13 protein-coding genes and 1 pseudogene are annotated in these 14,722 nt (G+C 66.5%); 8 read left to right on the forward strand and 6 right to left on the reverse strand.

All coding sequences use genetic code 11. From position 1 onward, the window contains the following. Genes CG716_RS16355 through CG716_RS16365 form a run of 3 tightly spaced genes read right to left on the reverse strand, consistent with a single transcriptional unit; the run spans nucleotide 1 to nucleotide 3,102 of the window. Nucleotides 1-708: a sirohydrochlorin chelatase gene (locus CG716_RS16355; RefSeq protein ID WP_094481404.1), complete on the reverse strand. Its 708-nt coding sequence runs from the start codon at nucleotides 706-708 to the stop codon at nucleotides 1-3. Continuing rightward, complete coding sequence (locus CG716_RS16360; protein ID WP_094481406.1) at nucleotides 705-1,418, reverse strand: phosphoadenylyl-sulfate reductase; 714 nt, start codon at nucleotides 1,416-1,418, stop codon at nucleotides 705-707. Before CG716_RS16360 ends, CG716_RS16355 begins: the two co-directional genes overlap by 4 nt. A gap of 10 nt (nucleotides 1,419-1,428) precedes the next feature. Beyond that, nucleotides 1,429-3,102 (reverse strand): nitrite/sulfite reductase, encoded by a 1,674-nt coding sequence (locus tag CG716_RS16365; protein WP_094481408.1) that lies wholly within the window; start codon nucleotides 3,100-3,102, stop codon nucleotides 1,429-1,431. 304 nt (nucleotides 3,103-3,406) lie between these two features. Between CG716_RS16365 and hemW the strand changes: the two genes are divergently transcribed. Beyond that, nucleotides 3,407-4,582, forward strand: a complete 1,176-nt coding sequence (hemW, locus tag CG716_RS16370; protein ID WP_094481410.1) for a radical SAM family heme chaperone HemW — start codon at nucleotides 3,407-3,409, stop codon at nucleotides 4,580-4,582. A gap of 73 nt (nucleotides 4,583-4,655) precedes the next feature. Here hemW and CG716_RS16375 read toward each other — a convergent pair whose 3' ends face one another. Then, nucleotides 4,656-4,889, reverse strand: a complete 234-nt coding sequence (locus CG716_RS16375; RefSeq protein WP_094481412.1) for a hypothetical protein — start codon at nucleotides 4,887-4,889, stop codon at nucleotides 4,656-4,658. Between the two features lie 121 nt (nucleotides 4,890-5,010). Further along, on the reverse strand, nucleotides 5,011-7,281 hold the full coding sequence (locus CG716_RS16380) for a SulP family inorganic anion transporter (RefSeq protein ID WP_420093197.1): 2,271 nt from the start codon (nucleotides 7,279-7,281) through the stop codon (nucleotides 5,011-5,013). Nucleotides 7,282-7,603: 322 nt separating this feature from the next. Between CG716_RS16380 and CG716_RS16385 the strand changes: the two genes are divergently transcribed. Both CG716_RS16385 and CG716_RS16390 read left to right on the forward strand, forming a co-directional pair. After that, complete coding sequence (locus CG716_RS16385) at nucleotides 7,604-8,383, forward strand: response regulator transcription factor (protein ID WP_094481416.1); 780 nt, start codon at nucleotides 7,604-7,606, stop codon at nucleotides 8,381-8,383. Nucleotides 8,384-8,388: 5 nt separating this feature from the next. Next, entirely contained in the window at nucleotides 8,389-9,924 is a 1,536-nt protein-coding gene (locus CG716_RS16390) for a sensor histidine kinase (protein WP_094481533.1), read from the forward strand. Here the strand turns inward: CG716_RS16390 and CG716_RS16395 are convergent. Further along, nucleotides 9,879-10,202, reverse strand: coding sequence for a type II toxin-antitoxin system VapB family antitoxin (locus CG716_RS16395; protein ID WP_094481418.1), 324 nt, complete (start codon nucleotides 10,200-10,202; stop codon nucleotides 9,879-9,881). The two genes, CG716_RS16390 and CG716_RS16395, sit on opposite strands and share 46 nt — an antisense overlap. Nucleotides 10,203-10,387: 185 nt before the next feature. Between CG716_RS16395 and hrcA the strand changes: the two genes are divergently transcribed. From hrcA to CG716_RS16420, 5 genes and pseudogenes are all read left to right on the forward strand, one after another. Beyond that, complete coding sequence (hrcA, locus tag CG716_RS16400; RefSeq protein WP_094481535.1) at nucleotides 10,388-11,425, forward strand: heat-inducible transcriptional repressor HrcA; 1,038 nt, start codon at nucleotides 10,388-10,390, stop codon at nucleotides 11,423-11,425. Between the two features lie 26 nt (nucleotides 11,426-11,451). Then, entirely contained in the window at nucleotides 11,452-12,591 is a 1,140-nt protein-coding gene (gene dnaJ / locus CG716_RS16405; protein ID WP_094481420.1) for a molecular chaperone DnaJ, read from the forward strand. Nucleotides 12,592-12,595: 4 nt separating this feature from the next. Then, entirely contained in the window at nucleotides 12,596-13,345 is a 750-nt protein-coding gene (locus tag CG716_RS16410; RefSeq protein ID WP_094481422.1) for a 16S rRNA (uracil(1498)-N(3))-methyltransferase, read from the forward strand. Nucleotides 13,346-13,448: 103 nt separating this feature from the next. Continuing rightward, nucleotides 13,449-13,613, forward strand: a pseudogene (locus tag CG716_RS16415) (nuclear transport factor 2-like protein); the annotation flags it as partial. Between the two features lie 82 nt (nucleotides 13,614-13,695). Continuing rightward, nucleotides 13,696-14,712, forward strand: coding sequence for a PhoH family protein (locus CG716_RS16420; RefSeq protein ID WP_420093198.1), 1,017 nt, complete (start codon nucleotides 13,696-13,698; stop codon nucleotides 14,710-14,712). Nucleotides 14,713-14,722 lie beyond the last annotated feature (10 nt).

Consider the following 14,722-nt stretch of genomic DNA (forward strand, 5'->3'; position numbering starts at 1 on the left):
CTAGGCCGCGGCCGTCCGAGCGGACGCGGCAGCGTCGAAGCGGTCCAGCACCGTCTCGGCCACCTGGCGATGCGCGCCCAATGGCGCCGACATCGGAATGTTGTGTGCAGCAGCGAAGTCCGCGACACGATCGGTGATCCGGCCATGCGCGAGGAACCACGGCGCGATCACCGGCCGGGTCACACCCCGACGGCGGAGCTCCTCGGCGGCGTCGGCCAGGGTCGAATGCGGGCCGGTGGCGAATGCGGTCGTCGCTGTCCACCGCGTCGTCAGTGTCAGCTCATGTGCCACTGTCGCGGTTTGGGCGTTGGCGGCCGGTCGTGATGACCCGACAGCGGTCACGATGACGCCGACGCGGGGATCCAGTCGCGATATTCCTGCGTGCTCCAGGCGCTGCCGCAGCACGTGGATGAGCCGGTCGTCCTCGCCGAGCACATCAGCCTGCCGAGCATCGGCCCCGGATGCCGCGATCATCTTCGGGATGTCGACCCGCGCGTGATAGGCGTCAGCCAACAGCAGGGGGACGACGATCGCGGGCTGGTCGCACAGCGTTGACAGTTCGTCGCGCAGATTGGGGGAGTTTTGTTCGCAGAACGTGATTCGAGCATCCAGGCCTGGGCGCAACCGCCGGATGCACTGCACGATCGAGTGGGCCGTCTCCGCTGAGCGCGGATCGGCACTCCCGTGCGCCGCGAGGAGGAGCCTCACGAAACGTGAAGCCCGCATTCGGTTTTCGACAAACCTTGCCAACGCCCGCTGCGCGGGTCGGCCCCCTCGGCAGGCTTCGCCGTGCACGGCGCGCAGCCGATCGACGGATAGCCTTCCTCGACAAGCGGATTCACCAGCACGCCGTTGGCCTGCATGTAGGCGTCCATATCCTCGTCGGTCCACGCGGCCAGTGGATTGATCTTCACCAGCTTGAATGCCTCGTCGAAGCTGATCAGCGGTGCGCTGGCGCGGGTGGGGGACTCGACGCGGCGAATACCGGTGACCCATGCCGAATACCCTTGTAGCGCCTTGCGCAGCGGCACGACCTTACGCAGCCGGCAGCACTCGGTCGGATTGCTGGCGAACAGGTCCTTGCCCAGCAGCTGGTCTTGCTCAGCGACGCTGTGCTCGGGTGTGACGTTGACGACGTGGATGTCGTAGACGGCCTCGACCGCGTCGCGGGTGCCGATGGTCTCGGCGAAGTGATAGCCGGTGTCCAGGAACAAGACATCGACGCCGGGGCGTACCTTCGCGGCCAGGTCGACCAGGACCGCGTCCTGCATGTTGGAGGCCACCACATACTCGCCGCCGAAATGCTTGTCGGTCCACGCCAGCAGCTCAGCAGCGCTTGCGCCCGCCAGCTCCGTGGCGCCCCGCTCGGCCAGCTCCCGCAGGTCGGCCTCCGTCAATTCACCCACCCCAATACTCATCGCACACCACTCATCGCAGATCGTCTTCTTCCGCTCGTATGACCCACTGAGCGAAACGCTCTCCCGCTTCTCTTTGTTTCACGAAGTTGCGCACCACCCGTTCGATGTAGTCACCGAGCTCGCTGGAGAGCACCTTGTGCTGGCGCAGCTTGCGGCCGAAACCGCTGTCGAGGCCGAGGCTGCCGCCCAGGTGAACCTGGAAGCCTTCCTCTGGGCCGTCGCCCTCGTCGATCATCTGTCCCTTGAAGCCGATGTCGGCGATCTGGATGCGCGCGCACGAGTTGGGGCAGCCGTTGATATTGACCGTGACGGGCACGTCGAGTTCGGAGTTGATGTCCTCGAGGCGCTTCTCCAGGTCCGGCACCAGACTCTGAGCGCGCACCCTGGTCTCGGCGAAGCTGAGCTTGCAGAACTCGATTCCTGTGCAGGCCATCAGGTTTCGACGCCAATGTGACGGGCTCGACGGCAATCCGAGGGCATCGAGCCCGCTGCGAAGCTCGCCCAGCTTTTCATCGGGAACGTCCAGGATGATCAGCTTCTGGTACGGGGTGAACCGGACGCGTTTGGAACCGGCGGCCTCGGCCAGGTCGGCGACTTTCGTCAGGATGGTGCCCGAGACCCGTCCGGCGATCGGTGCCACCCCGACAGCGTTGAGCCCGTTTTTGAGCCGCTGCACACCGACGTGGTCGATTGGGCGGGCAACCGGCTCGGGTGCGGGCCCGTCGATCAGGGGCCGCTTGAGGTACTCGGTCTCCAGGACTTCCCTGAATTTTTCGATGCCCCAGTCCTTGACCAGGAACTTCAGCCGCGCCTTGGCGCGAAGTCGGCGGTAGCCGTAGTCACGGAACACGCTGACCACGCCTTCCCATACGTCGGGCACCTCGTCGAGCGGCACCCAGGCGCCGACCCGCTGGCCCAGCATCGGGTTGGTGGACAACCCGCCGCCGACCCACAGATCGAAGCCGGGGCCGTGTTCAGGGTGGTTGACCCCGATGAATGCGACGTCGTTGACCTCGTGCACCACGTCCTGCAGACCACTGATAGCGGTCTTGAACTTGCGGGGGAGGTTGGAGTACTCCTTCTTGCCGATGTAGCGCTTGACGATCTCGTCGATCGCCGGTGTGCCGTCGATCACCTCGTCGAGCGATTCGCCCGCCAACGGCGAACCCAGCACCACGCGGGGGCAGTCGCCGCAGGCTTCGGTCGTCTGTAGGCCGACCTCGTCGAGGCGGCGCCAGATCTCGGGCATGTCCTCGACCCGGATCCAGTGGTACTGCACGTTCTCGCGGTCGCTGATGTCGGCGGTGTCGCGGGCGAACTCCGTCGAAATGCCGCCCAGCGTGCGCAGCGCCCCGGTGGTCAGCGCGCCGCCGTCGCTGCGCACCCGGAGCATGAAGAACTCGTCCTCGAGCATGTCGGTGTTCTCGTCACCGGTCCAGGTGCCGTCGTAACCGGGCTTGCGCTGGGTGTATAGACCCCACCAGCGGAAACGGCCTCGAAGATCACCCTTGTCGATGCTGTCGAAACCGTTCTTGGCGTAGATGTTCTCGATGCGCTCCCGCACGTTGAGCGGGTTGTCATCCTTCTTGCTCTGCTCGTTTGCGTTCAGCGGCTCGCGGTAACCGAGGGCCCACTGGCCTTCGCCCTTAGGGCGTTTCGGTGCTGCCTTGGTCGGCTGAGTCATGAAATGTGCTCCTCATGTCGAAGGAGCTGGCGTTCGAATCGCGCGCATCCACCGGTGGGCTGTGCCGGCGGCGCAGATCCGGTGGCCAGCTGACGTACAGGTGGACGGGTCTACGACGTCAAGCCGGACAACAACACGTACAGACGCGCTTGAAATCGACGTGCCGCCTCGCTACCAGCGCAGGAGTGCGCAGGGTGTGGGGGGCTGTCATGCGGGCCATTCTGCCACGAACGGCGTCAATAGCTCTAACCGGGCTACATTTTGGCTCGGCGTGAGTAAAAGTCGGTTCTGGGACACTAAAGGCATGTCGGTCCGTCCCGCGCTGGCCGCCCTGCCGGAACTCGTCGTGGCTCCCGGCCCGGCGTTCGGCATTTATGTCCATGTGCCGTTCTGTGCCACCCGTTGCGGGTACTGCGACTTCAACACCTACACCGCCGCCGAGCTCGGCGGCGCGTCCCCGCATGGCTGGCTGACCGCGTTGCGCACCGAGCTCGAATTGGCCGCTGACCGGCTGGGCGCGGTGCCGGTCGACACGGTGTTCGTCGGCGGCGGAACTCCGTCACTGCTGGGCGGTGCGGGGCTGGCCGAAGTGCTCGACGCGGTGCGAGGCACCTTCGCCCTAGCCGCTGGCGCGGAGGTGACCACCGAGGCCAACCCGGAGTCGACGTCGGCGCCGTTCTTCGAGCAGATTCGCGCCGCCGGCTACACCCGGGTGTCGCTGGGCATGCAGTCGACTGCGCCGCGGGTGCTGGCGGTGCTGGACCGGACCCATTCGCCGGGCCGGGCCCTGCAGGCCGCCGACGAGGCGGCCGCCGCCGGGTTCGAGCACCTCAACATCGACCTGATTTACGGCACGCCGGGGGAGTCCGACGATGATCTGCTGCGTTCGGTCGACGCCGCGCTCGCCGCCGGCGTGGACCACGTCTCGGCGTACGCGCTGGTGGTCGAGGCGGGCACCGCGCTGGCCCGCCGAGTGCGCCGCGGCGATATCGACCCACCCGACGACGACGTGCTCGCCCACCGCTACGAACTGCTCGACCAGCGGCTCGCTGATGCCGGCCTGAGTTGGTATGAGGTGTCGAACTGGAGCCGGCCCGGAGGCGAGTGCCGGCACAACGTCGGCTACTGGAACGGCGGGCAGTGGTGGGGTGCCGGTCCGGGCGCGCACGGGTTCGTCGCCGACACACGTTGGTGGAATATCAAGCACCCCAGCGCATACGCGCAGCAGCTGGCCGATGGGCAACTGCCGATCGCTGAGTTCGAACGCCTCGACGGCCACGCCCGGCACATCGAGGATGTGCTGCTGCAGATCCGGTTGCGGACCGGGCTGCCGATCGCGACGCTGACGGAGTCCGAGCAGCTGCGCGCCGGCGATGCGGTGGACCGGGGGCTGCTCATTCGCGCCGATGACCGGTTGGTGCTCACCGACCGCGGGCGATTGTTGGCCGACGCCGTGGTACGCGACCTGCTCGACGACTGACCAGACGTGGCAAGGCCGCGGGGAAGCCTTGGGGGTAAGCACTTCCCGCGGCCTTGCGCGGCGGACCTGCCGGCTAGCCCAGCACCCACATCGGGATGCCGTTGAACCCGAATGCCTGCTGGGGCGAGGTGACAGGCGGTGCGGTGTGAATGCGGGCGTGGCCCTGCTTCTGGCACATGGTCGCCCCGCCCCTGTCCTGGCAGTCGATCGGATTGGGCGCTGCTGCAGCGCTCGGCGCAAGGCCGAGGGCCAATGCCGCTGCGCCGGCGGCGACGACGGGGGCGAGGTGGCGGAGTGTGATCATCATTGATCGTCCTTTCTTCTGTCGGCCAGAGAAACCCATTGGGGGGGTGCAGGTTTCGTGACATCTGCCCGATACCTCCAAGCTAGGCGGCAGATGGACCCTAGTCACGGTATTCATATCCCGATCAAATATGTTGAGGGCCAAATGAACTCAATGATGCGGCGGCGGTGGGCTCGATGTGCAGCACCCTTGCACTGGCAATGTCATAGAACAAGCCGACGACCTTTAGCCGGCCCTCCTCGTACAGTTCGCGCACCAGCGGGTGTCGCACCAGAGTGTCCACCTGGACTGCAACGCTGACCATGCTGAGCTGGTCCACGGTGTTGAATCCCTGATCTCCAGCCGATATCGCGATTGGATGACGGCCTTCGTCGAAGGCGTCCAATGCGGGCCTGGCGTGCGTGAGCCAGGACCGCAGATATTCCTCGCCCGGTCTGTGCTGCGCCGCGACGCCTTGCTCGCGCAAGGCGGCATGCATTGCGCCGCAGGCGGAATGGCCGCACACCACGATCGAGGAAACCCGCAGCCTGCCGACCGCGTACGCGATCGCCGCTTCCACGGAATGGTCGAGCTGGTCGGCGGGCACCAGATTGCCGACGTTGCGCACCGTGAAGAGGTCGCCGGGCCCGCTGCTGGTGATGGCGTTGGGCACTATCCGGGCGTCGGTGCAGGTGATGAACAGCGTCTCGGCCTGATGGGAGTGCGCCAATTTCGCCATGTGCGGGCGTATCTGGGGTGCAGTCCTGCGGTGATAGACCTCGAGACCGTCGAGAACCGCTTGCGGCGGGGTGTCGCGCCGCTCGTGGCCGTTCTTGGTATGCGGGTCCTGCCACGAACTCCACGGCACCACGCCGAGCCGTTTGTCGGTCAGACCGAACGCGCGTTGCGGCGGCCCGGCGAGCGCGCTACTGAGTTCGACGGAGCCGACTTCCTGCACGAGCACGCTGCCGCCGGAGGCCTCGTGTTGCCGTTGCCAGTCTTCGATGACCTGGTGTGCGGCGTGGTCGATGAAATCCACCGACATCTCCAACGTGACGCGGACACCGGACGGCACGGACGCCAGCGACTTGTGCAGTTGAGGCAGGGACAAGAACGTGCATGATCCTTCGACCGCGACGTGCCAGTCGTCGTTGTCGGCATGCTCGGCGGGTTGGGCGTGGATCCTGGCGCGTGCCACCCGCCATACCGTCAGCGCGATCGCCAGCGCCAGTCCGAGCAGGACGCCTTCGAGCAGGTTGAGGAAGACGACACCGGTGATCGTCACCAGGTAGACCGCGATGTCGCCGGTGCGCCGCGCAGTCTTGATATGGGTGAGCTTGACCAGCTGGATACCTATCACGATGAGCAGCCCGGCCAGCGCCGCGGTCGGGATCTGCTGGGCCAGGCCGGCGAACGGCAGAGCGAACACCAGCACCCACAGGCCGTGCAGGATCGACGATGCGCGGGTCTTGGCGCCGGCCGTCACGTTCGCCGAACTGCGCACGATCACACCCGTGATCGGCAGCCCGCCGACTGCGCCCGACACCACATTGGCTGCGCCCTGGCCCACCAGTTCACGGTTCAGGTTCGACCGTGGACCGTCCTGCATACGATCCACGGCGACGGCCGTGAGGAGGCTTTCCACGCTGGCGATGAGCGCGACGGTGATGACGCCCGTCGCGAACGCCCCCCAATTCCCTTGGGGCAAGCCAGGTGGCGCCAGGGCGTCGAGCAGGGACCCGTTGAGCTGGATGCGGGGCACATCCAAGGCGAAGAGCGCCGATACTGCGCTGGCGACGACGATGGCGACCAGCGGGCCGGGCACTTTGCGAATCCGTGCGGGCACCCAGCGCCATGCCACCAGGATTCCGATGACCAGCAGGCCGACGGCGAGCCCCGCGTGATCCGCAGCGACCAACTGGCCGGGCAGTTCGGTGATGTTGCGCCAGGCCGAACTCTCGGAGCTGCCACCCAGCAGCACGTGGACCTGTTGCAGCGCGATCGTCACACCGATGCCGGCCAGCATGGCGTGCACCACCATCGGCGAGATTGCCAGTGCCGCCCGGCCGACCCGGCTCACCCCGAGCAGTACTTGCAGCAGGCCGGCGCAGACGGTGATGGCGCAGGTCACCGCCCAGCCGAACTCGGCGATCAGCCCAGCGACGATGACAGTCAGCCCGGCCGCCGGTCCACTGACCTGCAGTGGTGACCCGCCCAGGGCGCCGGCTACCACGCCGCCGACGATGGCCGCGATCAGCCCGGCCAGCACCGGCGCGTCGGAGGCGATGGCGATCCCCAGCGAAAGGGGCAACGCCACCAGGAAGACCACCAATGAGGCGGGCAGATCATTGCGCAGGAACGTGGACACCCTGCCCGGGTCTTCGGTACCCGTAGTCGGTTCGGTTGAGGGCTGCAAGGCCAGACTCCTGTCTTCGTAAGCGAGATCGTTTCGGTGACAGCCGATTCACGCATCGCGCCGTCAATGCGGCACGAATTCACTAGCGCGACAGTAGGTGTGGCTTCGAAGGTTGTTCAAGGAATCCATATCGGATCCATATCTGCATCCGCTGAAACGGACTGTCAGCGTGACCAAACTGTGTTCCGAATAACAGGTCACCACGGAAAACTATGGCGGCGAAGGCAATACGGCAGTGCGTGTGGTGGTTGGGTGACCGGCCAAGATATGAAACAGATATGGGCTCCATGACAGATTCCTGTGTTTTCTACAGAATCGAAGTATGGCTCTACCGGTAGCACCCACTTCATCCCGTCCACATCAGCCGCGTCAGGCGATTCTCGGCCAGCTGCCCCGCATCTCACGGATTGACGGATCGCCGATCCGTGTTCTGCTCGTCGACGACGAGCCGGCGTTGACCAATCTGGTCAAGATGGCACTGCACTACGAGGGCTGGGACGTGGAGACGGCAGGCGATGGGCGCGACGCTTTGGCGAAGTTTCAAGACTTCGAGCCAGACCTCCTGGTCCTGGACATCATGCTGCCCGATATCGACGGCCTGCAGATTCTGAAGATGACCAGAGAGTCGGAGGGTTACACACCGACGCTGTTCCTGACCGCGCGCGATTCGGTGATGGACCGGGTCACGGGTCTTACAGCAGGCGGCGACGACTACTTGACCAAACCGTTCAGCCTGGAGGAGCTGGTGGCCCGGTTGCGTGGCCTGTTGCGCCGGGCCAAGGCCACCATGGCGCCCGAGGACGAGGTGCTCAAGGTGGGCGATCTGGTGCTTGACGGCGCGAGCCGCGATGTCCGCCGGGCCGGTGAACGGATCTCGCTGACTACGACGGAGTTCGAGTTGCTGCGCTTTATGATGCGCAACCCGCGGCGCGCCGTCACTCGCGCGGAGATCCTGGACCGGGTCTGGAACTACGGTTTCGGCGGACGGTCCAGCATCGTCGATCTCTACATCTCTTACCTGCGCCGAAAGATCGACGCCAACCGCGAGCCGATGATCCACACCGTGCGAGGGGTCGGCTACATGCTGCGGCCGCATCAGTGATTTCCATGTGGCGGTGCCGAAGGCCGCGCTCGCTGCGCCGCCGGCTGGTGCTGTGGGTGTCGGCGATCGTCAGCGTAGCTCTGGTGGGGGTCGGCGCGGTGGCGGTAATGAGCCTGCGAGACGAAGCGGCCAGCCTGGCCAACAGCCAGGTATCCAATTCCTTGGCGGCGTTCAGTTACTCCTATGCCAAGGCCAAGCGCCATCAGATGGACCCGCCGGCTTCGGATGATGCCTCGCACGACGGTTTGGTCGACTTCCCGGGTCAGGCCCCGGGCACTGTCATCGCGATGTTGCACGACGGTGTCGCCGTTTACGGCACGGTGTTCACCGACGGCGAACCCGTGCCGGCATCAGCCGCGGTCCTGCGTTCACTGGAGAGCATCGACTGGCGCTACGGTGACCCACAGACCGTGGGACTGCCCGGGCTGGGTTCGCACCGGGTCGGCCACAGCGACTTTGCCGGCGGCGAACGGCTGATCTCGGCGGTGTCCCTCGACCAAGCGAACAAGACCGTCGGCGGCAAGGTGCTGACCATCGCGGGCCTGGTGGTCCTGACGATCCTCGTCGCCGCGCTGGGCACCGTCGTCGTGGTCAACTATGCACTGCGACCGCTACGCCGGGTCGCGGCTGTCGCCGGCCAGGTGGCCGCGATGCCGCTGGACAGCACGGACTATCGCATCAGCACTCGGGTAGGCCCTGACGACACCGATCCCGGAAGTGAGATTGGGGTCGTCGGCCATACGCTGAACCGACTGCTGGCCAACGTGGACGCGGCGCTCAACGAGATCGCCGGAGCCGACCGGCGGACCCGGCAATTCCTCACCGACGCGAGCCACGAGCTGCGCACTCCGCTGGCCGCGATCCTGGGTTATGCCGAACTGACCCGTCAGGACAGCGAAATCCTGCCGCCCACCACCGAATACGCGCTGGCGCGCATCGAAGCCGAGTCCCGGCGGATGACGTCATTGGTGGCCGACCTGCTGCTGCTTTCGCGCCTCGACGAGGGGCTTGACCTCGAGCTTGAGGAACTCGACCTGTGCGACGTCGTTGCCGATGCCGTCAATGACGTGTCGGTCACCGCGCCGGATCATCGTTTCGTCACCGAGTTGCCGGACCACGCAGTGTGGGTGCGGGGCGATCGTGCCCGGCTCCATCAGCTGCTGGGCAACCTGCTGAGCAACGCACGAGTGCACACCCCGGCCGGCGTGACGGTTACGACGTCACTGTCGACCTGCGTCGACGGCACCGGCACAGCGGTCGAGCTGGTGGTGGGCGATGACGGGCCCGGGATCCCCGACGACATCATGCCCAATCTGTTTGGCCGGTTCGTGCGAGCCGATAAGTCGCGTTCGCGTGAACTGGGCTGCAGTGGCCTCGGGCTGGCGATCGTTCTGTCGATCGTGGAGGCGCATAGCGGTACGGTCTGCGCCGAATCTCGCCCCGGCAGAACAGTATTCACCGTGCAGTTACCCGCGGTGCCGGCGACGACGTCCGGTCAGCTCGGCGAAAATTGGCCGTCCGTGGTGGGGTCCATGTCATAGACCCGTGCGTGCAGCACGGTGCGATTGCGCAGCGCCGCCCGCACCGCCCGGTGCAGGCCGTCTTCGAGGTAGACGACCCCGCGCCACCTGACCGCATGCGGAAACAGGTCGCCGTAAAAGGTGGAGTCCTCGGACAGCAGACGGTCCAACGCGAGCACCGTAGTCGTGGTGACCAACTCGTCGAGGCGGATCTGCCGAGGGGGGATCTGCGACCAGTCTCGGTAGGTCAGGCCATGCTCGGGATACGGCTTGCCCTCCCGAACGCCCTTGAAGATCATCGGGTCGTTGCCTTGCGCGCAGCCCCCCGACCCCGCATCACCATTTGAGCAAGGCTAGTCGCTGGTGGCCGGAACGCCAGCGGAGGGCGCACCTGGGTCCATGGCGCGCGGTGGCACTCGACGCGCGTGGGTGCTAATTGTGCTGATGCTGCCCGTAAAATAAAGGCAACGTGGAGGTGGACCAGATGGGAAGTGCCGACGACCGTCGCTTTGAGGTGCTTCGTGCGATCGTGGCCGACTTCGTCGCGACCAAGGAGCCGATCGGCTCCAAGGCGCTCGTCGACCGCCACAACCTCGGCGTATCCAGTGCCACGGTCCGCAATGACATGGCCGTGCTGGAAGCCGAGGGCTACATCACCCAGCCCCACACCAGCTCGGGTCGAGTGCCCACCGAGAAGGGCTACCGGGAGTTCGTCAACCGCATCGACGATGTCAAACCCCTGTCGTCGGCGGAACGCCGCGCGATCCTCCAGTTCCTGGAATCAGGGGTCGACCTCGACGACGTGTTACGCCGTGCGGTGAAATTGCTGGCCCAACTGACCCGACAGGTCGCGATCGTCCAATACCCGACGCTGTCCACCTCGACGGTGCGCCACCTGGAGATCGTCGCGATCACGCCTGCGCGGCTGCTGATGGTCGTCATCACCGACTCGGGCCGTGTCGACCAGCGCATCGTCGAGCTGGGCGACACCATCGACGATCAGCAGCTGTCCCAGCTCCGCGAACTGCTTGGGCAGGCGCTGGAGGGCAAGCGGCTGGCAGCGGCCTCGGCCGCAGTCGCCGACCTGGCAGCCCGGCTCGACGGCTCCGGCGGGCTGGGCGACGCCGTCGGTCGCTCGGCGACGGTGTTGCTGGAATCGCTGGTCGAACACAACGAGGAACGGCTGTTGATGGGCGGCACCGCCAACTTGACCCGCAACACCGCCGACTTCGGCGGGTCGCTGCGGTCGATCCTCGAAGCACTTGAGGAACAGGTCGTCGTGCTTCGGCTGCTGGCCGCCCAGCAGGAAGCGGGTAAGGTCACGGTGCGCATCGGCCATGAGACCGAGGCCGAGCAGATGGTCGGGACATCGGTGGTGGCCACGACGTACGGAAGCTCGGGCACCGTCTACGGCGGCATGGGTGTCTTGGGGCCCACCAGAATGGACTATCCGGGAACTATTGCCAACGTCGCGGCGGTTGCGATGTACATCGGCGATGTTCTAGGACACCGAGCCGGATAACCGGCAGGGACTTCGAAAGGTCAAGCGTGGCACGGGACTACTACGGCTTGCTCGGGGTGAGCAAGGGCGCCAGTGATCAGGAGATCAAGCGCGCCTACCGAAAGCTGGCCCGCGAGTTGCATCCGGACGTCAACCCCGACGAGGCTGCCCAGCACCAGTTCAAGGAGATCAGCGCCGCCTACGAGGTGCTCTCGGACCCGGAGAAGCGCCGCATCGTCGACCTCGGCGGTGATCCGCTGGAGAACGCCGCCTCGGCTGGCGGGTTCAGTGGCTTTGGTGGTCTGGGTGACGTGTTCGAGGCCTTCTTCGGCGGCGGCGGCGCATCGCGCGGCCCGATCGGCCGAGTGCGCGCGGGCTCCGATTCGCTGCTGCGGATGCGGTTGGACCTGACCGAGTGTGCGACGGGTGTGACAAAGCAGGTAACCGTCGACACCGCCGTCCTGTGCGACGTGTGCCAGGGCAAGGGAACTCATGGTGATTCCAGCCCGGTCAGCTGCGACACCTGCGGGGGACGCGGCGAGGTGCAGACGGTGCAGCGCTCCCTGCTCGGGCAGGTCATGACGGCCCGCCCCTGTCCGACGTGCCGCGGAGTCGGCGAGGTCATCCCCGACCCGTGTCACCGCTGCGGCGGCGACGGCCGGGTGCGTGCCCGTCGCGACATCAGCGTGAAGATCCCGGCCGGTGTCGGCGACGGCATGCGGGTCCGGCTGGCCGCCCAGGGTGAGGTCGGCCCGGGCGGCGGTCCGGCGGGCGACCTCTACGTCGAGGTTCACGAGCAGCAGCACGACATCTTCATCCGCGACGGCGACGACCTGCACTGCACGGTTTCGGTGCCGATGGTCGACGCCGCGCTGGGCACTTCGGTCACCGTCGAGGGCATCCTCGACGGACTGACCGAGATCACCATCTCGCCCGGCACCCAGCCCGGCTCGGTGACCACGCTGCGCGGGCAGGGCATGCCGCACTTGCGCTCCGGTGTCCGCGGCGACCTGCACGCCCACATCGAGGTGACCGTGCCCGGCAAGCTCGACGCCCGCGCCAGAGAGCTTCTCGGCGAATTCAAGACACGCAGCCACGCCGAACCCGAGGTCAAGTCCACGCATGCCGGCACCGCCAATACCGGCGGGCTGTTCAACCGCCTGCGCGATACCTTCAGCGGCCGCTGAGGCGTTGGCCGACACCCTGTTCTACGCCGACGCCATCCCGGCGGTCGGACAGCGTGCCGTGGTCGAGGGCGACGAAGGCTTCCACGCCGCCACAGTGCGGCGTATCCGTGCGGGTGAGGTGCTGGTGCTCTCCGACGGCGCGGGCACACAAGCCCGCTGTGAGGTCGAGGACACCAGCAAGCGCGGGTTCTCAGCCCGGGTGCTGCAGTCCTGGACCACGCCTCCCGTCAGCCCGACAGTGACTGTCGCACAGGGTATTCCGAAATCGGAGCGTTCGGAGCTGGCAGTCGAACTGGCCACCGAGGCCGGCGCCGACGACTTCATCGCCTGGCAGGCCGACCGTTGTGTCGCGCGCTGGGATGGGGAGCGCGCCGAGAAGGGCCTGCGTCGCTGGCGTGCGGTGGCACGCTCGGCCGCGCGGCAGTCGCGGCGCGCCTACATCCCGGGTATCGGCGGCCCGGTAACCACCACTGCGTTGGTGGCGCAGGTCGCCGACCGGGTCGGTGCCGGTGGCCTGGTGCTCGCGTTGCACGAATCCGCCGATCGCCCGTTGGCTGAACTCCCGGTGGCGCATGCGAATTCGATCCTGCTGATCGTTGGACCCGAAGGCGGGATCAGCGACGGCGAGCTCGACGCGCTGGCGTCCGCCGGCGCCACCGCGGTCCGGCTGGGTCCGACGGTGTTGCGCACTACGACCGCCGCCGCCGTGGCGTTAGGGGCGTTGGGTGTTCTGACGCCGCGCTGGTCGTCTTAGGATCGGGCCGGGCCGCCAACCGCGCCGCTGGCTCGCCTGGAGGTGTTCGCGGTGGTCAACGCGCTGCTCGACCGCTATTCGGTGACCTGCAAACGGCGACTAGCTTGCTGTGTGGGGCCACCAGAAATTCCTCCGGACGGTCACCGGGCACACCTGGGAGTCGGAGTTCGCGCACATCATCACGCTGCGCGACGGCAAGTGGTTGCACTTCCGGGACTTCATGAACTCGGCGCTGACCCATGATGCGTTCACCCGGGGTGGGGAGTAACTGCTGGGAGGTATCCCGCCGGGGCGGTAAACTGGGGTCTCGGATCTGACCGGAAACCCAGGAAGCAGGCATCGAAGACCACGTGACGCCCCGCGAGACGACCGCTGCCTCGCAAGTGCGCAGCAGCATGACTGTTCCGCCCGACCTCGTCATGGGCCTGCTGGGCTCCGCCGACGAAAATCTGCGGGCGCTCGAACGCAGCCTCTCCGCCGACGTGCACGTGCGGGGAAACACCATCAGCCTGTCCGGTGAAGCCGCCGACATCGCGATGGCCGAGCGAGTGATCTCCGAACTCACCGCGATCGTGGCCGGTGGCCAAACCCTGTCCCCGGATGCGGTGCGCCGCAGCGTCAGCATGGTCGCGGGCACCGACAACGAGTCACCGGCCGAGGTGCTGACGCTGGACATCCTGTCCCGGCGCGGCAAGACAATCCGGCCCAAGACGCTCAACCAGAAACGCTATGTCGACGCCATCGACGCCCACACCATCGTGTTCGGCATCGGTCCGGCGGGCACCGGCAAGACTTACCTGGCCATGGCCAAGGCCGTCAACGCGCTGCAGACCAAACAGGTCACTCGGATCATCCTGACCCGCCCCGCGGTGGAAGCCGGTGAGCGCCTTGGCTTTCTGCCGGGCACGCTGACGGAAAAGATCGACCCGTATCTGCGGCCCCTGTATGACGCGCTGCACGACATGATGGACCCCGCCGCCATCCCCAACCTGTTGGCCTCTGGCGTGATCGAGGTCGCGCCGCTGGCCTTCATGCGGGGCCGCTCGCTCAACGACGCATTCATCATTCTCGACGAGGCGCAGAACACCACCGCCGAACAGATGAAAATGTTCCTTACCCGGCTGGGGTTCGGATCCAAGATCGTGGTCACCGGTGATATCACCCAGGTCGATCTGCCCGGCGGCGCCAAATCTGGTCTGCGCGCGGCCATGGACATCCTCGACGGCATCGACGACATCCACTTCTCCGAGCTCACCAGTGCCGACGTAGTGCGCCACCGGCTGGTTTCGGAGATTGTGGACGCCTACGCCAAGGCCGAGCAGCCGGCATCGATGAACCGCTCCCAACGTCGCACGACGCGGCGTTAGGGGCGAACTG

The sequence above is a fragment of the Mycolicibacterium sphagni genome, assembly GCF_002250655.1.
Taxonomy (GTDB): Bacteria; Actinomycetota; Actinomycetes; order Mycobacteriales; family Mycobacteriaceae; genus Mycobacterium; species Mycobacterium sphagni.

Excerpts from the sequence above, each read along its gene's own strand:
- CG716_RS16385 (WP_094481416.1), top strand. The coding sequence starts at position 7,604 with ATGGCTCTACCGGTAGCACCCACTTCATCCCGTCCACATCAGCCGCGT.
- hrcA (WP_094481535.1), top strand. The coding sequence starts at position 10,388 with ATGGGAAGTGCCGACGACCGTCGCTTTGAGGTGCTTCGTGCGATCGTG.
- CG716_RS16360 (WP_094481406.1), bottom strand. The coding sequence starts at position 1,418 with ATGAGTATTGGGGTGGGTGAATTGACGGAGGCCGACCTGCGGGAGCTG.
- hemW (WP_094481410.1), top strand. The coding sequence starts at position 3,407 with ATGTCGGTCCGTCCCGCGCTGGCCGCCCTGCCGGAACTCGTCGTGGCT.
- CG716_RS16390 (WP_094481533.1), top strand. The coding sequence starts at position 8,389 with ATGTGGCGGTGCCGAAGGCCGCGCTCGCTGCGCCGCCGGCTGGTGCTG.
- CG716_RS16365 (WP_094481408.1), bottom strand. The coding sequence starts at position 3,102 with ATGACTCAGCCGACCAAGGCAGCACCGAAACGCCCTAAGGGCGAAGGC.
- CG716_RS16375 (WP_094481412.1), bottom strand. The coding sequence starts at position 4,889 with ATGATGATCACACTCCGCCACCTCGCCCCCGTCGTCGCCGCCGGCGCA.
- CG716_RS16395 (WP_094481418.1), bottom strand. The coding sequence starts at position 10,202 with ATGATCTTCAAGGGCGTTCGGGAGGGCAAGCCGTATCCCGAGCATGGC.